The organism is Rhodoferax sp. (genome assembly GCF_018780565.1).
In the GTDB taxonomy this organism is placed as follows: Bacteria; Pseudomonadota; Gammaproteobacteria; order Burkholderiales; family Burkholderiaceae_C; genus Rhodoferax.
In genome coordinates this window covers 295,598-320,819 of the sequence record NZ_JADMJN010000002.1, presented here as the reverse complement: position 1 = coordinate 320,819, position 25,222 = coordinate 295,598, and the positions used below count along the sequence as shown (strand labels likewise).

Annotated in this window: 26 protein-coding genes and 1 other RNA gene; 5 read left to right on the top strand and 22 right to left on the bottom strand. The window is 60.2% G+C overall.

Annotation, left to right across the window (positions count from 1 at the left end; translation table 11 throughout):
* Position 1: 1 nt before the first annotated feature.
* The 15 genes from IV109_RS01885 to dapF all read right to left on the bottom strand — a co-directional run bounded on the left by IV109_RS01885 (position 2) and on the right by dapF (position 15,693).
* Positions 2-1,519 carry a UDP-N-acetylmuramoyl-L-alanyl-D-glutamate--2,6-diaminopimelate ligase gene (locus tag IV109_RS01885; protein WP_296691394.1) on the bottom strand — a complete coding sequence of 506 codons (1,518 nt, stop codon included), beginning with the start codon at positions 1,517-1,519 and terminating at the stop codon, positions 2-4.
* Positions 1,519-3,252 carry a penicillin-binding protein 2 gene (locus tag IV109_RS01880; RefSeq protein WP_296691393.1) on the bottom strand — a complete coding sequence of 578 codons (1,734 nt, stop codon included), beginning with the start codon at positions 3,250-3,252 and terminating at the stop codon, positions 1,519-1,521. The genes IV109_RS01885 and IV109_RS01880 overlap by 1 nt, the downstream gene beginning before the upstream one ends.
* Positions 3,249-3,590 (bottom strand): cell division protein FtsL, encoded by a 342-nt coding sequence (gene ftsL / locus IV109_RS01875; RefSeq protein WP_296691391.1) that lies wholly within the window; start codon positions 3,588-3,590, stop codon positions 3,249-3,251. Before ftsL ends, IV109_RS01880 begins: the two co-directional genes overlap by 4 nt.
* The gene (gene rsmH, locus IV109_RS01870; protein ID WP_296691388.1) at positions 3,587-4,528 is read right to left on the bottom strand and encodes a 16S rRNA (cytosine(1402)-N(4))-methyltransferase RsmH; all 942 of its coding nucleotides are present in this window, start codon (positions 4,526-4,528) and stop codon (positions 3,587-3,589) included. The genes ftsL and rsmH overlap by 4 nt, the downstream gene beginning before the upstream one ends.
* A 9-nt stretch (positions 4,529-4,537) precedes the next feature.
* Positions 4,538-4,966, bottom strand: coding sequence for a division/cell wall cluster transcriptional repressor MraZ (gene mraZ, locus IV109_RS01865; RefSeq protein ID WP_296691386.1), 429 nt, complete (start codon positions 4,964-4,966; stop codon positions 4,538-4,540).
* A 257-nt stretch (positions 4,967-5,223) separates the two neighbouring features.
* Positions 5,224-6,555: an ATP-dependent protease ATPase subunit HslU gene (gene hslU, locus IV109_RS01860; RefSeq protein WP_296691383.1), complete on the bottom strand. Its 1,332-nt coding sequence runs from the start codon at positions 6,553-6,555 to the stop codon at positions 5,224-5,226.
* A gap of 57 nt (positions 6,556-6,612) precedes the next feature.
* Positions 6,613-7,158 (bottom strand): ATP-dependent protease subunit HslV, encoded by a 546-nt coding sequence (hslV, locus tag IV109_RS01855; RefSeq protein ID WP_296691381.1) that lies wholly within the window; start codon positions 7,156-7,158, stop codon positions 6,613-6,615.
* Between the two features lie 72 nt (positions 7,159-7,230).
* Positions 7,231-9,036: an STAS domain-containing protein gene (locus IV109_RS01850; RefSeq protein WP_296691378.1), complete on the bottom strand. Its 1,806-nt coding sequence runs from the start codon at positions 9,034-9,036 to the stop codon at positions 7,231-7,233.
* A 44-nt stretch (positions 9,037-9,080) separates the two neighbouring features.
* Positions 9,081-10,184 (bottom strand): RNA polymerase-binding protein DksA, encoded by a 1,104-nt coding sequence (gene dksA / locus IV109_RS01845; protein ID WP_296691376.1) that lies wholly within the window; start codon positions 10,182-10,184, stop codon positions 9,081-9,083.
* A gap of 232 nt (positions 10,185-10,416) precedes the next feature.
* Complete coding sequence (locus tag IV109_RS01840; protein WP_296691374.1) at positions 10,417-11,460, bottom strand: GTP-binding protein; 1,044 nt, start codon at positions 11,458-11,460, stop codon at positions 10,417-10,419.
* A 112-nt stretch (positions 11,461-11,572) separates the two neighbouring features.
* Positions 11,573-12,754, bottom strand: a complete 1,182-nt coding sequence (locus IV109_RS01835; protein ID WP_296691371.1) for a class I SAM-dependent methyltransferase — start codon at positions 12,752-12,754, stop codon at positions 11,573-11,575.
* Positions 12,755-12,819: 65 nt separating this feature from the next.
* Positions 12,820-13,131, bottom strand: a complete 312-nt coding sequence (locus IV109_RS01830; RefSeq protein WP_296691369.1) for a hypothetical protein — start codon at positions 13,129-13,131, stop codon at positions 12,820-12,822.
* Positions 13,132-13,165: 34 nt separating this feature from the next.
* Positions 13,166-14,131: a tyrosine recombinase XerC gene (locus IV109_RS01825; protein ID WP_296691366.1), complete on the bottom strand. Its 966-nt coding sequence runs from the start codon at positions 14,129-14,131 to the stop codon at positions 13,166-13,168.
* A 3-nt stretch (positions 14,132-14,134) separates the two neighbouring features.
* On the bottom strand, positions 14,135-14,821 hold the full coding sequence (locus IV109_RS01820) for a DUF484 family protein (RefSeq protein ID WP_296691363.1): 687 nt from the start codon (positions 14,819-14,821) through the stop codon (positions 14,135-14,137).
* Positions 14,818-15,693: a diaminopimelate epimerase gene (dapF, locus tag IV109_RS01815; protein WP_296691360.1), complete on the bottom strand. Its 876-nt coding sequence runs from the start codon at positions 15,691-15,693 to the stop codon at positions 14,818-14,820. The genes IV109_RS01820 and dapF overlap by 4 nt, the downstream gene beginning before the upstream one ends.
* 45 nt (positions 15,694-15,738) lie before the next feature.
* Between dapF and IV109_RS01810 the strand changes: the two genes are divergently transcribed.
* The gene (locus IV109_RS01810; RefSeq protein WP_296691357.1) at positions 15,739-16,284 is read left to right on the top strand and encodes a carboxymuconolactone decarboxylase family protein; all 546 of its coding nucleotides are present in this window, start codon (positions 15,739-15,741) and stop codon (positions 16,282-16,284) included.
* Positions 16,285-16,302: 18 nt separating this feature from the next.
* Here IV109_RS01810 and IV109_RS01805 read toward each other — a convergent pair whose 3' ends face one another.
* The 5 genes from IV109_RS01805 to IV109_RS01785 form a co-directional block, all read right to left on the bottom strand.
* The gene (locus IV109_RS01805; RefSeq protein WP_296691355.1) at positions 16,303-16,695 is read right to left on the bottom strand and encodes an MAPEG family protein; all 393 of its coding nucleotides are present in this window, start codon (positions 16,693-16,695) and stop codon (positions 16,303-16,305) included.
* Between the two features lie 41 nt (positions 16,696-16,736).
* Positions 16,737-17,444, bottom strand: a complete 708-nt coding sequence (locus IV109_RS01800) for a VOC family protein (protein ID WP_296691354.1) — start codon at positions 17,442-17,444, stop codon at positions 16,737-16,739.
* A 4-nt stretch (positions 17,445-17,448) separates the two neighbouring features.
* Positions 17,449-17,778 carry a DHCW motif cupin fold protein gene (locus IV109_RS01795; RefSeq protein WP_296691353.1) on the bottom strand — a complete coding sequence of 110 codons (330 nt, stop codon included), beginning with the start codon at positions 17,776-17,778 and terminating at the stop codon, positions 17,449-17,451.
* 59 nt (positions 17,779-17,837) lie between these two features.
* A complete protein-coding gene (locus IV109_RS01790; RefSeq protein ID WP_296691350.1) occupies positions 17,838-18,551 on the bottom strand; it encodes a YebC/PmpR family DNA-binding transcriptional regulator in 714 nt (237 codons plus the stop codon).
* Positions 18,552-18,712: 161 nt separating this feature from the next.
* Entirely contained in the window at positions 18,713-19,690 is a 978-nt protein-coding gene (locus tag IV109_RS01785; protein ID WP_296691349.1) for a tripartite tricarboxylate transporter substrate binding protein, read from the bottom strand.
* Between the two features lie 132 nt (positions 19,691-19,822).
* Between IV109_RS01785 and IV109_RS01780 the strand changes: the two genes are divergently transcribed.
* The 3 genes from IV109_RS01780 (at position 19,823) to IV109_RS01770 (ending at position 23,232) form a co-directional block, all read left to right on the top strand.
* A complete protein-coding gene (locus IV109_RS01780; RefSeq protein WP_296691347.1) occupies positions 19,823-21,478 on the top strand; it encodes an MBL fold metallo-hydrolase in 1,656 nt (551 codons plus the stop codon).
* Positions 21,479-21,570: 92 nt separating this feature from the next.
* The gene (locus IV109_RS01775) at positions 21,571-22,389 is read left to right on the top strand and encodes a M90 family metallopeptidase (RefSeq protein WP_296691345.1); all 819 of its coding nucleotides are present in this window, start codon (positions 21,571-21,573) and stop codon (positions 22,387-22,389) included.
* Positions 22,390-22,416: 27 nt separating this feature from the next.
* A complete protein-coding gene (locus tag IV109_RS01770) occupies positions 22,417-23,232 on the top strand; it encodes an RNA pseudouridine synthase (RefSeq protein WP_296691343.1) in 816 nt (271 codons plus the stop codon).
* 2 nt (positions 23,233-23,234) lie between these two features.
* On the opposite strand, the gene nhaR is transcribed toward IV109_RS01770, so the two are convergent.
* On the bottom strand, positions 23,235-24,131 hold the full coding sequence (nhaR, locus tag IV109_RS01765; RefSeq protein ID WP_296691341.1) for a transcriptional activator NhaR: 897 nt from the start codon (positions 24,129-24,131) through the stop codon (positions 23,235-23,237).
* Between the two features lie 136 nt (positions 24,132-24,267).
* Here nhaR and IV109_RS01760 point away from each other — a divergent pair, with 136 nt between their 5' ends.
* On the top strand, positions 24,268-24,783 hold the full coding sequence (locus tag IV109_RS01760) for an Rrf2 family transcriptional regulator (protein ID WP_296691339.1): 516 nt from the start codon (positions 24,268-24,270) through the stop codon (positions 24,781-24,783).
* 17 nt (positions 24,784-24,800) lie between these two features.
* On the opposite strand, the gene rnpB is transcribed toward IV109_RS01760, so the two are convergent.
* Positions 24,801-25,154: RNase P RNA component class A (rnpB, locus tag IV109_RS01755), an RNA gene on the bottom strand.
* Positions 25,155-25,222: the final 68 nt, after the last annotated feature.

The following is a 25,222-nucleotide window of genomic DNA, read 5'->3' as shown; positions in this document are numbered from 1 at the left end:
GTCATGACACTCTCCCCTGATCCGCAGTTGCGGCACTCCAGGCAGCCAGGGCGCGATGCACATGAGCCATGTCGGAAAAAGGTGTCCGCTTGCCCGCCACTTCCTGGTAATCTTCGTGGCCTTTGCCTGCCACCAACACCACATCATTGGCTGCTGCCTGGGCCAGCGCATCCGCGATGGCCAGCGCGCGATCTGCCTGGACAGTGACCTCGGAGCGACCGGTCAAGCCGAGCAGAACCTGGCTGATGATGACTTCGACCTTTTCGCTGCGCGGATTGTCGCTGGTGAGCACCACGCAATCGGCATGGCTTGCGGCCATGGCACCCATCAGGGGGCGCTTGCCGGGATCGCGGTCACCACCACAGCCAAAAACACACCAGAGCCGGCCACCGCGCTGCTGCGCCAGGGAGCGCAGCGCCATCAGAGCCTTGCCCAGGGCATCCGGCGTGTGCGCATAATCCACCGCCACCAGAGGCTGGCCCTGGCCTCCGGCGCACTCCATACGTCCCGGCACAGGAGTCAAATCCATACAGGACGCCATGACAGCAGCCAACGGCACGCCCAGGGCACGCATGGCCGCCATCACACCCAGCAGATTGGCGACGTTGTAGGTGCCGATCAAGCGCGTATGCAGTACGTGCACTGCTCCGCTCTCACCTTCCATCACGGAAAAACTCAAGCCCTGTGCGTCATAGCGAATGTCGCGGGCCTGCAACCGTGCCGGGCCGGTGCATGACACGGTCCAGATATCGGACACAGTACCGGCAAGTTGCGCCGCCAGTTCAGCACCCTGGGCATCGTCAACGTTGATCACTGCGGATTGAAGGCCGGGCCACTGGAACAGCTGCGCCTTGGCCTGCCAGTAAGCGTCCATCGTGGCGTGGTAGTCGAGATGATCCTGCGTGAAATTGGTGAAAATCGCGATGCGGATGCGGGTACCGTCCAGCCGGCTCTCCTCCATGCCGATGGACGAGGCTTCAATGGCGCAGGCGGTCAGACCCTTATCCACAAATTGGCGAAAGGTGTGCTGCAGCAGAACCGGGTCGGGCGTGGTCATGCCAGTGCTCACCAGATCGTACGGTGGCCGACCAATGCCCAAAGTACCCACCAGCCCACAAGGAAATGGCTGGACTTGTTTCAGATTGCTCAGCGCCTGCGCCAGCCACCAGGCGGTGGAGGTCTTGCCATTGGTGCCCGTCACTGCCAACACCGCCAGATGGTCCGCGGGGTGGTCGAAATAGGCGGCAGCAATGGGACCGCTGGCCGCTTTGAGACCGGCATAAACCGCAACGCTGTCGCTGCTGAACGCGTACTGATCGGCCCCCGCGCGCTCCACCAGGCAGGCCTTGGCCCCGCCCTTCAGTGCAGCGGCGACGTACTGACGGGCATCGGTGGCAGCACCAGGCCAGGCGATGAATCCGTCTCCTGCACGCACCTTGCGGCTGTCGGTATGAATCGTGCCGGCAACACGGCTGCGAAGCCAGCTGGCGGCGTCTGCGGGCGTATGGAATACAAGCATCAGAAACTCTCTTCCTCTGCCTGTGCCACGATCTGGGGTTTGACCGACATGTCGGGCTGAATGCCAAGCATCCTGAGCGTTTGTTGAACCGTTTCGCTGAATACGGGGGCCGCAACGTCGCCACCAAAATACTTGCCGTTGCTCGGCTCATCAATCATGACTGCCACAACGATGCGCGGCTTGTCGATCGGCGCCACACCCACGAAGAATCCGCGGTATTTTTTGTCTGCATAGCCGCGGCCTTCCTGCTTGTGGGCCGTACCGGTCTTGCCACCCACCGAATACCCCATGGTTTGTGCCTTGGGGGCCGTGCCGCCTGGTCCGGTGACCATGTGCAGCATGTTGCGAACGGCGCTGGCATTTTGCGGACTCATGACGCGCACACCCGCAGCACGGTCATTCGACTTGATCATGGTGACCGGCACCAGTTCGCCATCACGCGCAAACACGCTGTAAGCGTGAGCCAACTGAAACAGGCTGGTGGACAGACCGTAGCCGTAGCTCATCGTTGCCTGTTCGATGGGGCGCCATGTCTTGTGAGCACGCAGCCGGCCACTCACCGCGCCCGGGAAGGGAAGTTGCGGCTTCTGTCCAAAGCCGACCTGGCTGTACATATCCCACATTTCACGAGGCTGCATCTGCATGGCCAACTTGACGGTGCCCACGTTGCTGGACTTCTGAATTACCTCGTTGACGGTGAGCACGCCGTGAGGATGGGCGTCGCTGATGGTGGCACTGCCGATGGTGAGGCGTCCGGGCGCAGTCTGAATCGGGGTTTCCGGCCTGGCAAGGCCTTTTTCCAGCGCCAGAGCAATGACAAAGGGCTTCATGGTTGAGCCCGGTTCGAAAGTGTCGGTCAGGGCCCGGTTGCGCAACTGGGCACCGCTCAGGTTTTGCCGTTTGGCAGGTGAATAGCTGGGGAAATTGGCCAAGGCCAATACTTCACCGGTCAACACATCCAGTACCACAACACTACCGGCCTTGGCCTTGTTTTGCAGCACGGCGTCACGCAGCTTTTGATAGGCAAAGAACTGAATCTTGCTGTCAATGCTCAATTGCAGATCCGGGCCGTCCAGCGGTGCGATCTGTTCGCCGACCGACTCCACCACGCGTCCAAGCCGGTCTTTGATGACCCTGCGTGATCCACTGTGACCCGCGAGCTGCTTGTTGAACGCGAGCTCGATACCCTCCTGCCCGCTGTCCTCCACATTGGTGAAGCCCACCACATGCGCCGCAGCCTCCCCTTCCGGGTACTGGCGCTTGTACTCCTTGCGCTGGTAGATGCCCTTGAGCCCCAAGGCCGTGATCTCCTGCGCCACCGACTCATCCACCTGGCGCTTAAGCCAGACAAAGGTCTTGTCCTCGTCTTCGAGCCGCTTGTTGAGCTCGGCCAGCGGCATTTCGAGCAGGCGGGCCAGCTCTTTCAGGCGAGGCTTGTCCCGCTCCACATCTTCTGGTATGGCCCAGATGCTGGGCGCTGGCACGCTGGAGGCCAGGATCAGGCCGTTGCGATCCAGAATGCGGCCCCGATTGGCCGGCAGATCCAGCGTACGCGCAAAGCGGACCTCGCCCTGCTTCTGGAAAAAGTCGTTCGCGATCACCTGGATATAGACCGCCCGCGCGGCCAGCCCGAAAAATGCCAGCGCAATGGCCGCCACAATGAACTTGCTACGCCAAACCGGAGTCCTGCTCGCCAGAAGCGGACTCGATGTATAGACAATACTACGGCTCATTGCACCAACCCCGCAGCACCAGTGCCCACCGGTAACGGCGCCGCATTGCCCGAACTGACGGCGGACGAAGCATCGGCACTGTAGGTCACATAGTGCGTGATGGCCGGTGTGGCCGAACGCATCTGCAACTTGTCCTTGGCCAGCTTCTCAACGCGCAATGGTGTGGCCTGCGCCCGCTTTTCCACCTGCAAGCGCTCGTTGTCCGCAACGAGGCGGCGAGCTTCGGAGCGGGCTTTGTCAAGCTCGGAAAACAGCCTGCGCGACTCGTACTGCACGTTGACAAGGTACAGCGAACTGGCCAGCACGGCCAGCAGCATCACGAGGTTCAGCCGGATCATGCCGAAGTCCTCTGCGCCACACGCATGATCGCACTGCGTGAACGGGGGTTGGCCGCGACCTCGGCGGCACTGGGTTTGATGCGATCCAGCGCCTTGAGTTGCATGACCTTGGGTGCAGCAAAAGGTGCGCGACGGTCGTACTCGTCGCGCGAATGCTTCGCAATGAACTGCTTGACGATGCGGTCTTCCAGCGAATGGAAACTGATCACCACCAGCCGCCCTCCGGGTTGAAGCACATGAAGACTGGCCTCTAGCGCCTGTTGCAGCTCTTCAAGCTCGGCGTTGATGAAAATCCGAAAAGCCTGAAATGTGCGCGTTGCAGGGTTCTGGCCCGGCTCGCGGGTTTTGACCGTGTCAGCCACGAGCTGGGCCAGCTCGGAGGTGGTTGAAATTGGGCCCCGTTCTTGTCGGCGAGCAACAATCGCCTTTGCAATGGGGCCAGCAAACCGTTCTTCACCATATTCACGTATCACCTCCGCGATTTGATTCGTCTCTGCTGTTGCCAGCCATTGCGCAACACTTTCTCCACGCGTCGTGTCCATGCGCATATCCAGCGGACCCTCGAAGCGAAAACTGAAACCGCGTGCCGGATTGTCGATTTGGGGTGAGCTGATGCCGAGATCGAGCAACACGCCGGCCACACTGGCCACAGGCAATTCGCCCAGATTCGAAAACCCCTGATGCCGGATGGAAAACCGCGAATCGGTGATGGTGGCAGCCTCGGCCAAGGCGTCCAAATCCTTGTCGAAGGCAATCAGACGCCCTTGCGGCGACAGCCGGGACAAAATCAGGCGGGTATGACCGCCTCGACCAAAGGTGGCATCGACGTAGGTCTGAGCCGCAGCGCTCTCGTCGCCCGGCTCGGCATCCGGATTGCTGAATAGAGCATCTATGGCTTCGTTCAACAATACGGTGGTGTGCTTCCATGAGGTTTCCACCGCCGGCCTTCAGAAAGAGAAGTCCTTGAAGACGTCGGGCATTTCACCCTGCATCGCCTTCGCTTCCTGGGCATCGTAGGTGGCCTTGTCCCACAATTCAAAGTGGTTCCCCATGCCCAGCAGCATGGTGTCTTTCGCAATCCCGGCGGCCTCGCGCAATTCGGGCGAGACCAGTACGCGACCGGTACCATCCATCTCGACATCCATGGCATTGCCCAGGAAGATTCGCTTCCACCACTGTGCCGACATCGGCAGGGCAGCGATCCGCTCGCGAAATTTTTCCCACTCAGGCCGCGGAAAGACCATCAGGCAGCCGTGCGGATGCTTGGTAATGGTGAGCTGGCCAGAGGCGGTTGCGCTGAGGACGTCACGATGCCGGGTCGGCACAGACAGCCGCCCCTTGGCATCCAGACTCAATGACGAAGCCCCTTGAAACACGACTATGCAACCTCTTTTGGTAACCATGCGAAAAAATGAAAGTGCAAAGACACTTTTTTCCACTTAATTGCACTTTTTTGCACTGTATCAGCAAAAACGTTCTACACAAGAGGGCTTGCAACAAATTTTTTCAATGAAATCAAGGACTTAGAAGCGATATTGAAGATTAAAAAGAACAAAATTCGTTCTAAATTAAGCACTTAGCGCGTGTTGTGAAAGTGATGCTTGAAGCGGCACTGACTCCCGCAAGAAAACGTTTACAAGATGTAACGTGAGAGATCTTCATCCCGGCTAAGTTCCCCCAAACGGGCGTCGACATAGGCGGCGTCGACCAGAACCGTCTGCCCACCCAAGTTGGCTGCGTCAAAACTCACGTCATCCAGCAGTCGCTCCATGACGGTGGAGAGGCGCCGGGCACCGATATTCTCAGTGCGCTCGTTCACATCATAGGCAATGTGCGCGAGCCGCGTAATGCCTTGTTCCGTGAATTCAATGTGAACATTCTCGGTTGCCAGCAAGGCCTGGTATTGCTTCACCAGCGACGCGTGCGTCTGCGTGAGAATGGCAACGAAGTCCTGTACCGACAGGGACTGCAATTCCACACGGATCGGAAAGCGCCCCTGCAACTCGGGAATCAGATCGCTGGGCTTGCTCAAATGAAAGGCGCCCGAAGCGATGAACAGGATATGGTCGGTCTTGACCATGCCATATTTGGTGGACACGGTTGTGCCCTCCACCAGCGGCAGCAGATCACGCTGCACACCCTGGCGCGACACTTCGGCACCGCTGCCCTCAGAGCGCGATGTGACCTTGTCAATCTCATCGATGAACACAATGCCGTTTTGCTCCAGCATATGCAGTGCCTGGGTCTTGATATCTTCCTCATTGACCAGCTTGGCCGCCTCCTCCTCAATCAACAGCTTCACGGCTTCGCTGATCTTGAGCTTGCGGGTCTGGCGCTTTTGCGAACCCATCTGGCCAAACATGCCACGCAGCTGTTCGGTCATCTCCTCCATGCCGGCCGGACCCATGATCTCCAGTTGCGGGGCGGACTGCGCCACATCAATTTCTATCTCGCGGTCGGCCAATTGCCCCTCACGCAACTTTTTGCGAAAGGTCTGGCGAGCCGTGCTCTCGGGCTCGACGCCCTGAACCACCCCAAAATCACTTCTCGGCGGCGGAACCAGGATATCGAGGACGCGTTCCTCAGCGGCATCTTCAGCGCGGTTACGCACTTTCTTCATCTCGGTCACACGGGTCTGTTTGACGGCAATATCCGCCAGATCGCGAATGATGGCATCGACATCCTTGCCGACGTAGCCCACTTCGGTGAACTTGGTCGCCTCAACCTTGATAAAAGGCGCCTCCGCCAGACGGGCCAGGCGCCGGGCAATCTCGGTCTTGCCAACCCCTGTCGGGCCGATCATCAAAATATTCTTGGGTGTGATTTCCGCTCGCAGTTCGGCCTCCACCTGCTGACGACGCCAGCGATTGCGCAGGGCAATGGCAACGGCGCGCTTGGCCTGCTGCTGACCAACGATGTGCTTGTCCAGTTCACAAACAATTTCCTGCGGAGTCATGGAAGACATAATTTCAATTCAAATATAAAACGGCTGTGACGACACGAAAGCTCTTGCCCATCGCTGTCAGAGCGTCTCAATGGTGTGGTTCATGTTGGTGTAAATGCACAACTCGCCGGCAATCTCCAGCGATCTCTTGACGATGTCCTGCGCTGACATTTCGGTGTGGTTCAGCAGCGCAATCGCCGAGGCCTGCGCATAGGCACCGCCCGAACCAATGGTGACGATGCCATTTTCCGGCTCCAGCACATCACCATTGCCTGTGATGATGAGGGAGGCATCCATGTCCGCCACGGCCAGCATGGCCTCCAAGCGGCGCAGGACGCGATCAGTGCGCCAGTCTTTGGTGAGTTCAATAGCCGCACGCACAAGATGGCCCTGGTGCTTTTCGAGCTTGGCTTCAAAGCGCTCAAACAGCGTAAAGGCATCAGCAGTGGCGCCAGCAAAGCCCGCCAGCACCTTGCCGTGGTAGAGCTTGCGTACCTTGCGGGCAGTTCCCTTGACAACAATGTTCCCCAGAGTCACCTGCCCATCGCCGCCAATGGCGACTTGCATACCCTCGGGCGTCTTGCGCCTGACGCTGATGATCGTAGTACCGTGAAATTGTTCCATGCTTGTTGTAATTCAGGTCCGCCAGCTCAAAAACAAGTCTGGAGTGGGGGAACGTTCGCTAAAAATCCCAGATCAACTGGTACGCAATACGACCCGCGCGTGCTCGTTGATGCCGATCACGTTGAAGAATGCAGCCACCAGGCGCGGCACTTCACGAAACTGGACATGGCAACCCTCCGACTCGCGGACTGCCACCCAGTTGAGAATGCTTCCCGCCGCAGAGAAATCCACCCGGATCAGACGGGCGCAGGAGATAACGAGGCGGTCAGCGCCTTTGAGTCCCGCCTGAAGCTTGTCCAAGGCGTCTGCTGCATCACCCAGCACCTCGCCAGTCAACTCCACGACCGCTGCGGGAATGGTGTCCAGCCCCATCAATGCCGTGGGGGCCTGGCTCATATCGACATACGGGACTGGCACGCTTTCATCGGCCACACCGAATCCATTTTCAAACGTGTTACTGGATGCAAGCCTTTCAACATAGTACTCACACCGGGCATCGGTCCAGGCGGGCGGCGACACTTCAAAAGTGACGCAATAATCCAGCGCCGCCAGTTCGAATTCATCCTGCAAACGCATCATGCGCAAGGCGTCCAGCCGAAGCCGCCACCAGCAGGCATCCACCCGCTTGTCGCCCGAGGGCGTAGACGCGCGCAACACCCTTTCGAGAACGTCGGCACCTCCAAAATACAGTTTCAAAGGCTGCGTGCTCCACTGCGCAAAGAGCTCGGCCAAGGCCACTGCGGCGTCCGGCGCAATGCCACCCAGCCGACTCCAGTTCAAATGCAGAGGCACACCCACACGCGACGCTACCGCACGCAAGCCCTGTACGGCCTGCGCATCAAGTCCGGCGGGGCACTCCCAGACACTCTGGTCACTTGGAACTGGCGTCACTGCGCGACCTGCAGGCGACGCCCCCCCCGAACGCCCGAGCAATTCGGGCGTTGAAAACCATGCTGGCGCGGAGCGCCCGAAACGCTGGGCGTAATCGATGGCGACACGGTCAAAATTGAGTTGCTGCCCGGTTGCCCGGTACAGGTCAAACAAAGCGGCCGCCCATCGATCAGCCAGGTCCGGCTGCACGTTGTCGCCCTGCAGCGCGTTCAACAGGCCTTGTTCAGCACCCGCATCGTCCCCGTTGGCGAAGCGAATCGCGGCCTCTTCAAGGTCAGGGTCCGCCAAACCCTCGCCCATCTCAACCGACAACAATTGGGAATGCGAGTAGCCGCTGATACCGGCGTCAAAGTTGCGGCTCACGCTGCCGGCGTAAACACTTCCGCCACGAGGCAAGCCCGCAGGTGTAGCGAGACTGGCGGGCTCAGGCAAGCCCATTTGGGTTGGCTCGTAATCGGCACCTTGCTGCTGGTAAAGGTCTGCAACCAGTTCGGAAGGCTGGGTCGAGGAGAAGACGTTTTCGCCGTCTTTTTCAGCCACATCCGGGGATTCGACTTGTTCGGCCGCCAAAGGCGGCTTGGAGGACATCGGAAAGTTGCTGCCCTGCACCGAGGCCTCGTCCTGCTTGCCCTTCCACCACTGCTTGGACATCTGGGCTTCGATTTCGTCGATCTTCTTCAGTGTGACGGCCCGCTCATCCGGGTGCGATGCCATGCTGCTCTGAAAGAATGAAGGCCGTCCGGCAAGATCCGGGTTGATCGAGGGCTCATTGCGCCGCAGTTTTCGGAGCTGATCAAACTCCCGACGACGCACAAAGTCATTTTGCCGCTTGCGCTCGATCATTTCCTTGAGCGCCTGCTTGCTGTACCCACTCTCTTGCTCCGACTCCGGTTCAGGCGTGTCAAGCTCAGACCAATCCTTCGTTGGATTGCGAACGAACTTGGCCATCTTGGACAGCAAGCCAGTGCTATTGTCTTTGGTTGCCATGAAACTGAGGCCCGGGATAAAAAGAAGATGCCTGCAAGCGCTGGTCAATCCCCGAACATCTTCTGCTTGAGCTCGCGGCGTTGTTGCGCCTCAAGGGACAGGGTTGCCGTCGGACGCGCCAGAAGGCGACCGACACCAATGGGCTCACCGGTCTCATCACAATAGCCATAGTCGCCGGCATCGATGCGAACAATGGATTGTTCGATCTTCTTCAACAGTTTGCGCTCGCGATCGCGGGTACGCAACTCCAGGGCGTGCTCTTCCTCAATGGTGGCCCGGTCAGCCGGGTCGGGCACCACAACCGTTTCTTCACGCAGATGCTCGGTGGTTTCGCCAGCGTTGCTCAGGATGTCCTGCTTCAGCAGGGACAGCTTCAGACGGAAATACGCCATCTGGGTGCTGTTCATGTACTCCTCATCGGGCATGGCGATCAGATCGGCATCGGTCAACTGCTCAACCGGCTTGATTTTCCAGTTGTTGACGAGTTTGGGGTCTTTTTTGATGGCTGCGGCGATTAAGGGAACGATGGTTGGAGATGACATGGTTTGTGTGTAACTGGCTTTGGCGGCCGTTGAGGCCACCGATTGCGCCATGGAGGGAACGGTAAGTTGCGCAAGGCGCGAGGACGGACGACCTGCCCGGGCGGGCACGGATGAGGCCGGGGCCGCCACTGGCGCGGGGGGCGTTGCGACGTTGACGGACGCAACAGGTGTCACCACTTTGCCAGAGGTCGCAGGTGGCGCCGCTTTGGGCTTGGGCACCGGCACCGCGAGTTTGGCGGTTTTCTCGATCGTTGTTTTCACTGCATCCTTTGATTGAACTTTGGCTACCGGCTTGGCTGCTTTCGCAGCCGGAGATGCCTTGACGGTTTTGGCGGGGGCAGTTTTAACGACCTTGGCCACGGTTTTTGCAGGAGGCGGCGCTTTGGCCACCGGCTTTGCTTTGGGTTTGACTGCGGCTTTGACCGCCGGCTTGACCTTGGCGATCGCCTTGGGAGCTGCTTTCGGCACTGCTTTTTTGGCAGGAGGCGGCGCTTTGGCCACCGGCTTTGCTTTGGATTTGGCTGCGGCTTTGGCCGCTGGCTGGGTCTTGACAACCGCCTTGGTCACTTTGGACGCCGCTTTGGCTTTTCCGGGTTGAGCTTTCACTTCTTGCCTCCTCGCAGAATTTGCCTGCGCATGCACTTCATTGGCGGATGTTTGTTTTGTGCGTTCAGCACGCTCCGAAGTCTCTGCCGTTATACCCCCAATACGAGCTTTTGAGGGCTTGCTTTGAGGATTTTCACTGGCGCGCGAGTTTACCGGTTTACCCACGGAAAAACCCATCAGTTGCAAAATCGAGACAATCATCTGGCTCACACCCTCTAAATTTAGTTTCCCGTCAAACGAGGCATTGCTCCATGCCCTGCAAGAAAATGTCCTTGGGCAGGTCAATGCCAATGAACACCATTTTGCTGGACCGCGCTTCCTCCGGCGCCCAGGAGGGGCCCAGATCGCTACCCATCAGTTGATGCACACCCTGAAAAATCACCTTGCGATCGGTGCCCTTCATATAAAGAACACCCTTGTACCGCAACATGCGCGGGCCGTAGATATTAACAATCGCACCCAGGAAATCTTCCAGTTTGGCCGGGTCAAAAGCCCGATCCGACTTGAAAACAAAACTTTTGACGTCATCGTCGTGGTGATGGTGATGTCCGCCTTCATGGTCGTGCGAAGGATGGTCGCAATGCTCACCGTGGACATGATCGTGATGATCATGCGACTCATCCTTGAGGAAGTCAGGATCAATGTCGAGCTTGGCATTGAGGTTGAAACCCCGCAAGTCAAATACCTCGGACAGGGCAACCTCGCCAAAATGCACTGCTTTCTGTGGCGCGCGGGGGTTCATGTGCTTGAGCCGATGCATCAGGGCATCAACTTCATCCTTGGCCACCAGATCCGTCTTGCTGATGAAAATCTGATCGGCAAAACCTACCTGACGCCGGGCTTCCTGGCGTTCATTGAGCTGGGTTGCCGCATGTTTGGCGTCCACCAGCGTCAAAATGGAGTCCAGCAGGTAGCTTTCCGCAATTTCATCGTCCATGAAGAAAGTCTGCGCCACGGGGCCGGGGTCGGCCACGCCGGTGGTCTCGATCACCACACGATCAAAGTCCAACTCGCCTTTTCGCTTCTTCTCGGCCAGGTCGCGCAATGTGGCGCGCAGATCCTCGCGGATGGTGCAGCAAATGCAGCCATTACTCATCTGGATGATCTGTTCCTGGGTGTCTGACACAAGAATGTCGCTGTCGATGTTCTCCTCGCCGAACTCGTTCTCGATCACGGCGATTTTCTGTCCATGCGCCTCTTGCAGCACGCGTTTGAGGAGCGTGGTTTTGCCGGAGCCGAGAAAGCCCGTCAGGATGGTTGCAGGAATGAGACTCATCGTTTCTCTCAAGGGGTTGAAGGCAAGACCCGGTCAACCGTTTGGTGGCGGCTTGTTCAGGGTGAATCCGGGATTCAGAAGGTGGGGAGTGTAGCGGCCAATTCCTACAGGATCATTTCCGCATCACCACAAGCCCCTTCAGATACTCGCCTTCCGGGAAATTGATGGTCATGGGGTGGTCTGGCGCGCCGCCCATGCGCTCGGTGATGTAGCCATCGACCTGGGCATCAATCCCGGCGGAAGCCACGATCTTGTGGAACAGGTCCGCGCTGACACCTCCCGAGCAGGAATAGGTGAACAACACGCCGCCTGGCGCCAGAATCTTGAAAGCCAAGCGGTTGATGTCCTTGTAGGCTCTTGCTGCACGCTCGGCATGCGTCACAGTGGGCGCAAACTTCGGCGGATCGAGCACGATCGCGTCAAAGGTTCTGCCCTCAGTCGCAAACTGGCGCAGACAGGCGTTCACATCGGCGTCCATGAAGGCGACCCGGTCGGGGGCAAAACCATTCAAGGCCACGTTGGCCGCAGCCTTCTCGATGGCAGGCCCCGAAGAGTCGATGGAGGTTACATGGGCTGCGCCGCCCGTGAGCGCGGCCACTGTGAAACCGCCGGTGTAGCAATAACAGTTGAGCACGCGCTGGAACTTCAGTCGCTGGGCGTAGTCTGCAAACCGCTTGCGGCTGTCACGCTGGTCCAGGTAAAACCCGGTTTTGTGCCCCGTCTCGATGTTGACCGCCAGCTTCCAGCCATGCTCTTGCAACACCAGGTCGACAGGACCGCTGCCGCGCAACCAGCCGGTAAGTTCCGGCAAGCCCTCCAGTGCGCGGCCACTCGCATCCGAGCGCTCATACAACTTGTTCAAGCCGGTGGCCGCCAGCAAGGCATCTGCCAGCACGCCCTTCCAGCGTTCAGCGCCGCTGGAGAGGAACTGCGCAACCAGCGTATCACCGTAGCGATCGACAATCAGACCAGGCAAGCCGTCAGACTCGCCATGCACCAGCCGCACGCCATCACTTTCTATATCAAATCGACTCCTGGCCCTTACAGAACTTGATACAGCTGCTATCAAAAATGAATCATCAATGCGCTGGGATTCATCAAAGCTCCAGACCCGGGCACGGATTTTGGAAGCGGGGCTGTAGGCAGCCCAAGCCAGAAAGGCACCTTCGTGTGACTCCACGCGCACGGTCTCACCCGCATCGGCGCTGCCTTTGGCGATGGCGCCATCAAATACCCAGGGGTGGCGACGCAACAGGGAGCGCTCTTTGCCAAGTCGTAAGCGAATCGTTTTCATGCGCCGATTGTGAGGCTTTTGCCGCCTCTTTTCGGCCTGCAGGCCAGACTCAGAGGCTCAGCAAATCAGTAAGTGACGGCCATCGCGGGCACATCGACACGAATCATCGGCTTCGCCAGGGCGGCATGCACGGCGCGAACATAGTCGGCCGCCCATTTTTCATCGGCAAACAGGGCCTGACCGGCAGCCTGGGTAACCACCAGCACCTTGTCAGCCGTCAGGACCTTGCCACTGGCACGCAGGGGCTCGCAATCCAGCGCGGTGAATTGCGCGTCAAGCCAGACACGGGCGGCCTCGTTGCTCATGGCGGAAGCATCGTCCACCGGGAAGTGAAGCTCAACGCCCTTGTCCAAAACCACGAATATCTGATTGCGCATGGAGAACCTTTCTAGTGCAGACCTGCAGTGTGGCCTATTTTGAGTCCGAGCCCTTGATTTTGGCCCTGGGATGGGCCGCATCGTACGCCTTGGCCAGATGCTGAAAATCCAGCCGGGTATAAACCTGTGTGGTGGTGATATTGGCGTGACCCAGCAGTTCCTGCACGGCACGCAAATCGCTGCTCGACTGCAGCAGATGGCTGGCAAACGAATGACGCAGCATGTGCGGATGCACCGGCGTGGCAAGCCCCGCCTGCAGGCTGCGGCGCTTGAGCCGTTGCCAGATCGACTGGGCAGTAAGGCGTGTGCCATTGCGGCCCATGAAAAGCGCCGACTGCCCAGCGTGTACCCCGGTCGCATCCCGCAGTGTCATCCAGTGTTGCAAGGCCTCGACCGCCTTGGCACCGACCGGCACGGTACGCCGCTTGCTGCCTTTGCCCAACACGTGCGCCTCGCCACTCTGCAAATCAATCCAGCCCCGCGCCTGGGGACTCGCCACGGCATCAAGCCCGGTCAGCTCACCCACGCGCAAGCCGCCACCATAGAGCAGCTCCACCATCGCGGCATCGCGCGCTTCCAGCCACGGGTCGTTGCTGTCGCCGTCAAAACTGGCGAGCTGCACCGCATCGTCCACGCTCAATGCCTTGGGCAGGGGCTTGCCAGCCTTGGGGGCGCGCACATCCTGCACCGGGTTACTGGCCACCAGCCCCTCGCGACCCAGCCAGGTGTAGAAGCCGCGCCAACCCGACAAAATGAGGGCAATGCCGCGGCCACTGCGACCTCCGCCATGCATCTGGCCAACCCAGCGGCGAATATGGTGGCTCTGAACTTTGACGAGTTCGACCCCGGCCAGCGCAGCGTAGCCCGCAAGTTTTTCCAGATCCAGGGCGTACAGCTCGACGGTGCGGTGGGCCAGGCGCTTCTCAAAGCGCACATGCGCCAGGTAGCGCTGAATCAGTGCGCTCTCCACACTGGCTACGGCGTCAGCTGCAGCCTCCACCGATTACCTCAAGCGCGACAGCGCGGCACTGGCCAGCTCGGCAATGTGCTCCAGGAAATCAGTGCCCATGGTGCTGTTGAAGCGCTGTGCGTCCGGCGACGCCAGCACCAGCAGGCCAAAAGCCGGTGCCACACCACTCAGCGGCCCCATGCGCAAGGGCAAAATCGCCAGCGAGGTCGCGGCCAGCGGATCAGGCAACCAGCTCACCGCCTCAAAACCCGTATTCACGCCGCAAAACGGCTCGGTCAATGAGGAGGCAAACAGCTTGGCGTCTTCACTGACACCTGCGGCGAAGTCGGCATGGGCAAACTCAGGCGCCACACCCCACACTTTCAGACCCACTTGGGGCACCGAGAACTGTTCCTGGATCTCCATGGCAATCTGATCGGGCAAGGTCAGCAGATCCGTTTTCTGGAACAGGGTGCAAGCCCAGCGCAGGAGTTTGTCGGAAAGCAGCACGTTTTCGTTGCCGTTGCGAATCATGTCCATGATCCGATGCTCCATGCCCTTGATCTTTTCACGCAGCATCTCGGCCTGACGCTCCTGCAGGCTCACGGCACGGCTGCTGTGCGGGCTGGTGAGGTGCACGGCCGCAAGCAACTCGGCGTGGCGCTCGAAAAAGTCAGGGGTATTGGCCAGGTAGTTGGCAATATCGTCTTCGGTGATGGGATTGGTAAAAGAGGTGGTCATAGGTTGTCAGGTAAGTCAATTTCGCCGTGAAACACCGTGGTAGCCGGGCCTGTCATCATCACCGATGATGCGCCGCCAGCCCAGGAGATCGTCAATCCGCCGCCGCGGGTTTGGACGTCCACAGTGTCGTCCAGCAGCCCGAGACGGATGCCTGCTACGACGGCCGCGCACGCGCCAGAGCCGCACGCCAGCGTTTCGCCTGCACCCCGCTCATACACACGCAAGCGAATATGGCGGCGGTCCACAATTTGCATGAAGCCGGCATTCACGCGCCGGGGGAAGCTCGGGTGGTGCTCAATCAGGGGGCCGTGCACCAGCACCGGCGCCGTGTCCACATCGTCCACCACCTGCACTGCATGCGGATTGCCCATGGACAAGACCGCTACAAAAACAGTAGCAATTTGTGTTTTATCCACGAGGGCCAGAGGCCATTTTTCCCATGAGCCGGAAACTTCGGGCAGCACGCCAGCCGCCTCAAACGGGATATCGACCAGGGCGAACACCGGAGCCCCCATGTTCACCGTGACCCGTCCATCGGGAGTGAGTTGCGGCTCAATCACGCCGCCCAGAGTCTGAACCCGGATCAGGTCCTTCGACGTCAGACCCCGGTCACGCACATAACGGGCAAAGCAGCGTGCGCCATTTCCGCACTGCTCCACTTCGGCGCCATCGGCATTGTGGATAACGTACTCAAAATCGATCCCTAATGAGGGTGCGGGGCGAACCGTCAATATCTGGTCCGCACCGACGCCGAAGTGGCGGTCGCCCAGAAACCGGTAATGCGCGGCAGACAGGCCAAGCCGCCCGCGCGTCTCGTCCAGCACCACAAAGTCATTGCCGGCACCCTGCATTTTGGTAAACGGAATTCGCATCGGCGAATTATCCCCTTATCCTAGGCACTTCAATGAAGGAAGACCATGCGCATCCCTGACTGGACCCCTGCCCTCAAGCCCCAACCCCAGGAACTGGTCGACGCCATCCTGGCCCGCCGCGGTGGCGCGCTGCTGAACCTGGACAAGGCACTGCTCTGGAGCGAGCCTCTGGCCCGCGGCTGGAACGTCTATCTGAAAGCCGTGCGCACCGAACTGCCGACCAGCCGACGCCTGCGCGAGCTCGGCATCTGCACCGTGGCCCTGCTCACCGGCGCCCAGTACGAGTACCACCACCACGCGCCCGATTTTCTCGCGGCCGGCGGCACCCAGCCTCAACTGGACGCCCTCCACGCCTTCGTCAAAGCCGACCCGCGCGGCATCCCGCAGATCGGTTCACTGGGTGAGGTGGAGGCACTGGTGGTCCGCTACGCCGCGCAGATGACGCTGGACGTGAAGGTGAGCGATGAGGTGTTTGCCGCGCTGCGACAAAACTTTGACGAAACACAGATTGTGGAACTGACCAGCGCCATTGCCACGTACAACATGGTGGCCCGTTTCCTGGTGGCGCTGGGCATAACCCCGGAAGCTTGACCCAAATTGTGAAACGGGTCAGGCCATGGCCAGGATGGCAATGGAGGTGGCCAGGCCAGCCGTCCACACCAGAGTGCGCAGCGAACCCAGGTTCATCAGGTACATCGCCACGTACACCACACGAATGCCGATGAACAGGAGCGCCAGAGTATCGATTCGGCTCTGGTCTGCATGCGCCTGCTGCGCCAGCACCACAGCGGCAATGAACAAGGGCAAAGCCTCAAACCCGTTGTTCTGCGCCGCATGCGCGCGCGCCTGCCACCCGCTCAAATGGGAAGCCCATCCACGGGGATCGTGATTGTCGTACCCCCCGTTTGAGATGGATTTTTTGACCGTGCTGGCCTTGGCCAAACCAATGGTCAGGGTGGGCAAAACGCAAGCGGCCAGTACGCACCAGTTGGCAATTGACATAGAACGGTCCTTGAATTGTTGCCGTGGAGGTTGGAGGCAGGCTAAATGCCCAGGCTTTGCAGGGTCACAATGCCTTTGGGGGTATGCAGGGTTGCAATCAGGTTGGCGGGGCCGGTCTGAAGCGCAATGCCCGTGAGGCCAATAGCCTCATAGGCGGCTTGCAGCTTGACCGCCGTGGGATGGGTGACCGCAAGACTGTGCAGCGTCACGCCTGAGCGCGGCAGGCTGTTGCGAGGGTGCAGGCGCAAGGGCTCGGCCGCATCGGGCTTGCCCCATTGAATCAGGCTGGGCAGGGCACCATTGAACAGGCGTTGCCCATCCTCGCGCACCGTGATTTGCCATTGCAGCACGCCACGGCGTGAATGGCGGCTGGCATGCACCGCCGGACCGCGGTCAATACCCTGCGCTTTCAAGGCGGTACGAGCCGCCTGGATGTCGTCGGTGTTGGCCACAAAATGCACCAGACGTGGTTCAGTCGCCACGGCGGCCTGCAACGCTGCATCATCCATATCAAACCAGCGTGCAGCCGATGCGCCAGCAGGCCTTTTTGCGCCTGGATCAATGGCAATAAGCTCAAGGTAGGCCAGCGGATTGGCCGGTGTCGCGATTTTGAACAGACGGTTGTGGGTGCCGTACTGGGCGTGCTCCCCGCCCGGTGCGGGCGTGATGCCCATCGTGGCCTCGCACCACTGCACGCCCATTTCAAGTGTTTTCGCAACGACGACCAAGTGATCAATTTGTGTTTTCATAATCTCAATCTACAACGAACAGCTTCGCACCGATTTCGGTGTAGGAGCGGTGCGGCTCTGCATTGTCGGCCACCTGGTAGCTCATGCCTGGGCGCAGTGTGAAGATTCGTCCGTCTTGCAGTTCGGTATGCAATTCACCTTCAAGGCAAAGCAGGATGTGACCCTTGACGCACCAGTGATCTGCCAAGTAGCCGGGTGAGTACTCAATACTGCGCACGCGAATGCTTCCGAATTGCCGGGTTCGCCAGTAGGCCACCCCGGTTTCGCCTCGGTGTTCCGTTGGCTCGACGCTGGACCAGTCGGTGGTTCCGAAGGGGATGCTGGACATCTGCATGACGCCTCCTGTTGAGATGAATTCTTCAAGCGCGTCGGTGCGACCACCGCAGGCTCTGCCTATCCCGCCAAGCCTACATAAACATTCTGCACATCATCATTACCATCGATGGCGGCCAGGAAAGCTTCCACCTCTTCCAGGTCTGCGGCACTGAGGCTGGCCGGATCAATGGGATTCTTCGGCTTGTAGCCGAGTTTGGCAGACAAGACGGTAAAGCCATGCGCAGGCAACGCGCGGCTCACCAGATCGAGATCGGTGGGATCGGTGATGAACGTGGCGGGGCCACCCTCTTCACCCGGCTCAAAGTCCTGCGCGCCGGCTTCGATCGCGGCCAGTTCGGGGTCAGCGCCCGCCACAGCAGGTTCGGCCTCGATCATGCCCACATGGTCAAAATCCCAGGACACTGAGCCGGAGGTTCCCAGTTGCCCCTTGCGAAACAGCACGCGCATCTCGGGCGCGGTGCGGTTCACGTTGTCGGTCAGGCACTCAACCATGACGGCGACACGGTGCGGCGCGAAGCCTTCGTAAATCACGTGCTCAAAATTGACCGATTCACCGGTCAGGCCCGCGCCTTTCTTGATGGCGCGTTCCAGCGTTTCCTTGGGCATCGAGACTTTGCGCGCCTGTTCCACCACCAGCCGCAAACGCGAGTTGGAAGCCGGGTCAGCCCCGCTGCGCGCCGCGATCATGATGTCTTTGGCCAATCGGCCGAACAATTTGCCTTTGGCATTTGCCGCCAGTTCCTTACCTTTTGCTTTCCACTGCGCGCCCATGTCGGATATTCCTTGGTGTTGTAGCGCTTGTCTGCGCTTGGCTCTATTGTCGATGCTCGGGGCATGCGCACTGACTGAAAGCGCTGGCGCATGACCGAAGAAGGCCTAGGTTATACACCCATGCCTCTCCCGGTCACTCAGGCACCGCGGCAGAAACGATATCAATCGGCCTTGATGTTGTTGTCTTTCACCACCTTGCCCCAGATGTCCATTTGCTGTTCGATGAAAACGCGGGCCGTATCCGCCGAGCCACCCACCACATGAATGCCCTGGGCATCGAGCCGCTTGGCCACATCGGGAAGCCTCAGGACCTTGTTGAGTTCCTCGTTCATGCGTTTGAGGATGTCGGGCGGCGTCCTGGCCGGCGCCAGAACGGCCCACCAGGCCGGCGCGTCAAAGCCGGCAAAGCCGCTCTCGGCCATGGTCGGCACATCGGGTAAATCGGCGGAGCGCTTGCTGGTCGTGACCGCCAAGGGGCGCAGGCGTTTGCTGTCGATATGGGGCTTGAGCAAAAACACCGAGCCAATCGACAAGGGCACATGCCCGGCAACGACATCATTCATCAGAGGACCGCCACCTTTGTAAGGGATGTGCTGGAAGTCCAGGCTGTTGCTCTTGCTCAGCAGCGCCATGGCCAGGTGTCCCAGGCTGCCCGAACCAATGGTGCCGTAGCTCACACCCTTTTTGGTTTTGGCAGCGCTCACGGCGTCGGCAAAGGTTTTGATTTCAGAGCCCGCATGGGTCGCCAGCACCATCGGCGCGGTGCCAATCAACACAAGGGGGGTCAAGTCCTTCCTCGAATCAAAAGGCAGGCCCGGAATCAGGCTGGGGTTGACGCCATGGGTATCGAACACCACGGCGAAGGTATAGCCGTCAGCAGGTGCTGCAGCCACTGCGGCGGCACCAATCGAGCCCGATGCGCCACCCTTGTTTTCCACAACGACGCTTTGCCCCAACTGCTGAGACAAAGGTTGCGCCAACAGGCGCGCGACCTGATCTACCGAGCCACCGGGCGGAAACACGGCCACCAGTTTGATCGGCTGTCTGGCGGGCCAGGCCTGCGCCTGCGCGCTCAGCGGGGCCCCAAGACAAACGATGCCAAGCGCTGCCAACAGCGAACGCAAAGGATGAGATCTCATGATTAACCTCCGGCAAAAAGATCAGTATCCCCCTGCCAGCCCCGCTTGGGCATGGGTGATTTGCTTATCGGGTTTACCCGCACATTGACCGCCCGGCAACCCCAGCCAGCTTTTGGCGGCAGAATTCAGGGTATGGCACGACCCACCCAACTCCTTCACCCCCAGCGCGAACCCGCGTCCCCCCGACCTGCCGCCACTGTGCTGCTGTTGCGAGACGGCACCACCGGCATCGAAGTACTGATGACGCGCCGCTCCATGACCGCCAGCTTTGCCCCGGGTGCCTATGTGTTCCCGGGCGGCGGCGTGGATGCGCTGGACGCCGCAAGTCATGGCCAAGCCACGCGACGTGCCACGCAGAGTGACCTGCACCTGACACAAGCCATTGCCGCCATCCGCGAGAGTTTTGAAGAACTGGGCGTGCTACTGGCGCGCCGGTCAGATGGCGCCTGCGCTGGCCACGACGACATTGCGGCGCTGGACCGCAAAGCCCCCTTTGCCGCGCAATGCCAGGCCCGAGGCCTGACGCTGGCGGCCCGTGAGGTGTTTGTGCTGGCCCACTGGATCACCGATCGGGACCTGCCGCGCCGCTTTGACGTGCCCTTTCTGGTGGCCCGCATGCCTGAGGGCCAAACGCCGGTGGCCGATGAGTCCGAGCAATTCGAACCCGTGTGGGTGCGTCCGGTCGACGCACTGACCCAGCACAAGGCCGGGCAGTTCTTCATTATTTTCCCGACCATACGCACACTGGAGCGGCTACAGGACTACGCCACGGTCGACGCCGTGTTGCAGGCCTGTGCCGCAACCGAGCAGCCGCTGTGGACCAGTTGCCCGCGCGCTGGCATGCTGGCCGGGCACGAAGCCCGTTACATGGAGCATGAGCAGCCCTACGGCGAACTGGCGCTGGTTTGCCCCGACGGCCAGATCGGGCACGCACTGGACTGGCAGTCGGAACAACCGGTACCCTTGCTGAAAAACCTGATACGCCTTACCGCGCCCAACCCTGGCGCCATGACCGGCCCGGGCACCAACAGCTATCTGGTGGGCGACCCGGCCACCGGCTACATCGCCATTGACCCGGGTCCAGCCGACGCCGAGCACATTGAACGCCTGTGGCGCGCAGCCGGCGGCAACATCCGCATGATTGTCTGCACCCATTCCCACGCTGACCATTCCCCCGGCGCCAAGCCCCTGCAAGCCCTGTGCAGCAAGCACCCCCCAATTCTGGGCCTGCCCTCGGCACCCACGGCGCGCAAGGCCAGTGAATTCACACCCGATCGATCGCTACGAAATTTAGAGCTGCTCAAGCTTGAAGGACGCGGGCCTGAGGGTGATTTGACCCATACCCTGCAGGTAATCCACACCCCCGGCCATGCGGCCAACCACCTCTGCCTCGTGTTGCTGGAGGATGGCCTGCTGTTCAGTGGCGACCACATCCTCAATGGCAGCACCACGGTGATCGACCCGCCCGATGGCGACATGACCGCCTACCTGGACTCGCTCGACACCCTCAGCGCCGCATGCATCGAGCACAAGATCGAATTCATCCTGCCTGCGCATGGCTATGTCATCGGCGGCTATGCCGGCGAGGCTGCTGGCGCCATCACACACCTCAAAGCACATCGCCTGAAGCGCGAAGCCAAAATCATCAAGGTGATGCAGGCGCACCCCGATGGCACGCTGGAAGACTGGGTCACCCAGGCCTACGACGATGTACCGCCACGCCTGTGGCCTGTTGCCAAGCGCTCGCTGATGGCGCATGTGGCGCGCATTGAAGCGGCTTTGTCTTGACCGTGTTCGTGCGACAAGGCCCGGCCTCTTGAAATCGGCAGGTTCTGGGCCCAGCTGAAGGGCTGTCAAACTTTCACCCTTGGGGGCACGCTGTGCCAGCATTGATTGTTTCCTGCCTGGCCCTGCTCTTTGTCCTGTGGCTGCTGGGTGATCCCTACCTGACCGAGCGCAAGCGCAGGAAGCTTCGGGCCGCGCCGTTTCCACCAGCGTGGCGCGAGGTGCTGAAGCGGCGGGTGCCCTATATCCGCGCGCTGCCCGCTGACCTACAGTTGCAGCTCAAGCAGCACATTCAGGTCTTCCTGGCCGAAAAGGCCTTTATCGGCTGCGACGGGCTGGAGATCACCGACGAGATTCGCGTCACGATCGCCGCCCAGGCCTGCTTGCTGCTGCTGAACCGCCCGCGCGGCTACTACCCCGGGCTGCGCCAGATTCTGGTGTATCCCGGCAGCTTTGTGGTGCAGCGCGAACACATGGATGGCATGGGTATTGCCCACCACGGGCGTCAGGTACTGGCGGGCGAGTCATGGTCCGAGGGGCAGGTGATCCTGTCATGGCACGATACGCTGCAAGGTGCTGCCATACCGGACGATGGCCACAATGTGGTGATCCACGAGTTCGCTCACCAGCTTGATCAGGAAACTGGTGCCGCCAATGGGGCGCCGGTGCTGGCGCGGCGCGACCAGTACGTGCGCTGGTCGCAGGTGCTGGGGACCGAGTACCGGCAGCTGCAGGTTCGGCCATCCGGTGATGAAACGTCCTTGTTCAGCGACTACGGCGCCACCGATCCGGCGGAGTTTTTTGCGGTGATCTCGGAGGTGTTCTTCGAGCAGCCGCAGCGCATGGCCAGCGAGCACCCGGCCTTGTACAACGAGCTGGCACGGTTCTACCGGCTGGACCCGCTGAGCTGGTAGGACAGCGGGACGGTTAACATCCCTGCAATGACGTCCCCCAGAAATCCTGTTCCCCCAGCGCCGCGCCCCGGCGAGCGCCTGGCCAAGCGTGTCGCCGAGATGGTGCCCTGTTCACGGCGCGAAGCCGAGCAATACATCGAGGGTGGCTGGGTTCGCGTGGACGGGCAGTTGGTGGAAGAACCCCAGTTCCGGGTTCTCAACCAGGTCATAGAACTCGACAAAAATGCCACCCTGATGGGCAACACGCAGGTCACGCTGGTGCTGCACAAGCCCCCAGGTTATGCCGATGGTGAAGACGATGACGACGAAGACGTACCGGCTCAGAGGCGCGAAAAGAAGACGCCACCGCGTTCAGCGCGCCAGCTCCTCACAGCCGCCCATCGTGCCGACGACGACGCCTCGGGCATCACCCTGCTGAAGCGGCACTTTACCGGCCTGAGTGCGCCCGTCCCGCTGGAGGTGGGTGCGGGTGGCCTGCTGGTATTCACCCAGGACTGGCGCGTGGAGCGCAAGCTCACGGAGGACGCAGGGGTGATCGAGCACGAGGTCATCGTCGAGATAGAGGGCGAAGCAGCCCCGGAGACTTTGCTGCGCCTCAATCAGGGGCTCAGCTCGGACGGCCACCCCTTGCCACGCGTCAAAGTCAGCGTCAACAGCAGCGGCGAGGGCAAAAGCAAACTGCGTTTCGCCGTCAAAGGCACGCATCCCGGCCTGATTGCCTACCTGTGCGAGCGGGTTGGCCTGAGAATTCTGAGTATGAAACGGATCCGCGTCGGACGCGTTTTGTTGACCACGCTGCCCATAGGGCGCTGGCGCTACCTGCTGCCACACGAACGCTTCTGAACTCAGGCGCTGAAGAGCTGCCCACGGGCTGCGTCGGTGATGGCAACCACACAAGGGTGGGTGATGCGCCGCTCCACCGACACGGCAAAAAACTCTTCCACCAGCTCATCGGTGCGGCCGATCACCTCCACGCCAAACTGCAACACCGTTTCGGCCTCCAGCACCGTGGGCGCCATGAACACCCCGCGCCCCTGGCGTCCAAACGCGGTCATCAGGGCACCGTCATCAAATTCGCCAATCACCCTGGGGTGAAGCTGGTGCCGGGTCAGCCAGCCCTCCAGTTGCTGACGCACGGAGGCCGAGGCACCCTGGATCAGCATCGGCATGCCATTCAGGCACTGGGGAAATGGACCTTGCAGCTGCGGCTTGAGCTGTGGGGCACAAAAGAAGCTCATTGGCGTGTTGCCCAAGGCATGGTTGAAGGCCTTGACGCTGATGCGCCGCGACATCGGCTCGTCCGCGATCACCAGATCCAGACGATGCAGGGCCAGCTGCGCCAGCAAATCAGGGAACTTGCCTTCACTGCAGATCAGCCGGACCGGCTCTGACACCGACAGGGCGGGCTCCAGCAGGCGGTAAGCCACCGACTTGGCCACAGAATCGGCCACCCCGACCCGGAACTCCAGAACCCGCTGACCGCCGTGCGGTTGCCGCACCGCGGCCTCCAGTTCAGCCCCCAGGGTGAAGATTTGGTCGGCATAGTCCAGCGCCAACCGGCCATCGTCCGTCAACTCCAGCTGACGGCCACTCTTGCGGAACAGTTTGCGGCCCAGCCACTCTTCCAGCAACTTGATCTGGCCGGACAGGGTTTGTGGCGTGGTGTGCAACTGCTCGCCGGCGCGCATCACGCCGCCAGCCTTGGCCGTGACCCAAAAGTAATGCAGATGCTTGAAATTCATGGCTGACCCCGATTGGCAACTTAACTATTCGCAATTTTCGAAGTTAAATTGTTAAAAATACGAATTTACGCGAAGTAATAATAGCCCTACAGTTCGCTATGTCACAAACGTCGTGACGCTGACAGGAGCTAGCACCATGCGTATCAGTACCAAAAGCCGATTTGCCGTAACTGCGATGATCGACGTCGCGCTGCGCGAGAACGCCGGGCCCGTCCCGCTGTCCGATATCGCGGTGCGCCACCAGATTTCGATTTCGTACCTGGAGCAAATGTTCAGCAAACTGCGCCAGCATGGCCTCGTGGAAAGCACGCGCGGACCCGGCGGCGGCTATGCGCTGGGCCATCGCGGCGACGCCATCACAGTGGCCGACATCATTGAAGCGGTCGAAGGCGAAACCAAGACGCAGGACGCGACGGAGGATGCAACGCAGGCGCTGTGGGACTCCCTGAACTCCAAGATGCTGGACTACATGCAGTCCATCACCCTGCACAGTCTGGCCACCGATCAGCGCGCCCACGGATTTCAGGTGGAAGAAGCACCTGTGACCAACCGGGGGGTTTTCAAGAAGCCAGCAGCAGAACCGCTTCGGCCAAGCACGCCCAATTCCGTGTTTGCACTCGGTCAGTCCTTGCTGGCCAGAGGCACCGCCTGATCGTGCCAATCATAAAAGTGTGAAGCCCACCGATAAGCCGGATTCTGTGCAACGGCAGGTCCTTGCGGGCCTGCAGAAGTGACTGCCATTAATCTGGGCCGTTGGTCACCCAACGGCTCGGTGCTACCTACCCGCCAGCTCTGGGGGCCCCATCAACGCTGGCCTACTTGGTATTGCTGCGCGTAGAGATTGCCCGTTTCACCCGAACTGAATCGGCTCGTCTCTGTTGCTCTAATCCTCACCTTATACCCACCACTTGCGCGGCGGGCTTTCAGTGGACAGCTGTTAGCTGCTACGCTGCCCTATGCAGTCCGGACGTTCCTCCAGTGCCTGGTTTCCCAGATTGCACCAGCGGCAGTCTGGCGGGCTTCACACCCCAATTATCACGGCTATCGATAACCATATATCGAAACACGTTGATGAAGTAGTTGAAAATATC

Coding starts and splice junctions, on each gene's coding strand:
- IV109_RS01885 (WP_296691394.1), bottom strand. CDS start 1,519: ATGCTTGTATTCCATACGCCCGCAGACGCCGCCAGCTGGCTTCGCAGC.
- IV109_RS01880 (WP_296691393.1), bottom strand. CDS start 3,252: ATGAGCCGTAGTATTGTCTATACATCGAGTCCGCTTCTGGCGAGCAGG.
- ftsL (WP_296691391.1), bottom strand. CDS start 3,590: ATGATCCGGCTGAACCTCGTGATGCTGCTGGCCGTGCTGGCCAGTTCG.
- hslU (WP_296691383.1), bottom strand. CDS start 6,555: ATGTCTTCCATGACTCCGCAGGAAATTGTTTGTGAACTGGACAAGCAC.
- hslV (WP_296691381.1), bottom strand. CDS start 7,158: ATGGAACAATTTCACGGTACTACGATCATCAGCGTCAGGCGCAAGACG.
- IV109_RS01850 (WP_296691378.1), bottom strand. CDS start 9,036: ATGGCAACCAAAGACAATAGCACTGGCTTGCTGTCCAAGATGGCCAAG.
- IV109_RS01840 (WP_296691374.1), bottom strand. CDS start 11,460: ATGAGTCTCATTCCTGCAACCATCCTGACGGGCTTTCTCGGCTCCGGC.
- IV109_RS01835 (WP_296691371.1), bottom strand. CDS start 12,754: ATGAAAACGATTCGCTTACGACTTGGCAAAGAGCGCTCCCTGTTGCGT.
- IV109_RS01830 (WP_296691369.1), bottom strand. CDS start 13,131: ATGCGCAATCAGATATTCGTGGTTTTGGACAAGGGCGTTGAGCTTCAC.
- IV109_RS01820 (WP_296691363.1), bottom strand. CDS start 14,821: ATGACCACCTCTTTTACCAATCCCATCACCGAAGACGATATTGCCAAC.
- dapF (WP_296691360.1), bottom strand. CDS start 15,693: ATGCGAATTCCGTTTACCAAAATGCAGGGTGCCGGCAATGACTTTGTG.
- IV109_RS01810 (WP_296691357.1), top strand. CDS start 15,739: ATGCGCATCCCTGACTGGACCCCTGCCCTCAAGCCCCAACCCCAGGAA.
- IV109_RS01805 (WP_296691355.1), bottom strand. CDS start 16,695: ATGTCAATTGCCAACTGGTGCGTACTGGCCGCTTGCGTTTTGCCCACC.
- IV109_RS01800 (WP_296691354.1), bottom strand. CDS start 17,444: ATGAAAACACAAATTGATCACTTGGTCGTCGTTGCGAAAACACTTGAA.
- IV109_RS01795 (WP_296691353.1), bottom strand. CDS start 17,778: ATGCAGATGTCCAGCATCCCCTTCGGAACCACCGACTGGTCCAGCGTC.
- IV109_RS01790 (WP_296691350.1), bottom strand. CDS start 18,551: ATGGGCGCGCAGTGGAAAGCAAAAGGTAAGGAACTGGCGGCAAATGCC.
- IV109_RS01785 (WP_296691349.1), bottom strand. CDS start 19,690: ATGAGATCTCATCCTTTGCGTTCGCTGTTGGCAGCGCTTGGCATCGTT.
- IV109_RS01780 (WP_296691347.1), top strand. CDS start 19,823: ATGGCACGACCCACCCAACTCCTTCACCCCCAGCGCGAACCCGCGTCC.
- IV109_RS01770 (WP_296691343.1), top strand. CDS start 22,417: ATGACGTCCCCCAGAAATCCTGTTCCCCCAGCGCCGCGCCCCGGCGAG.
- nhaR (WP_296691341.1), bottom strand. CDS start 24,131: ATGAATTTCAAGCATCTGCATTACTTTTGGGTCACGGCCAAGGCTGGC.
- IV109_RS01760 (WP_296691339.1), top strand. CDS start 24,268: ATGCGTATCAGTACCAAAAGCCGATTTGCCGTAACTGCGATGATCGAC.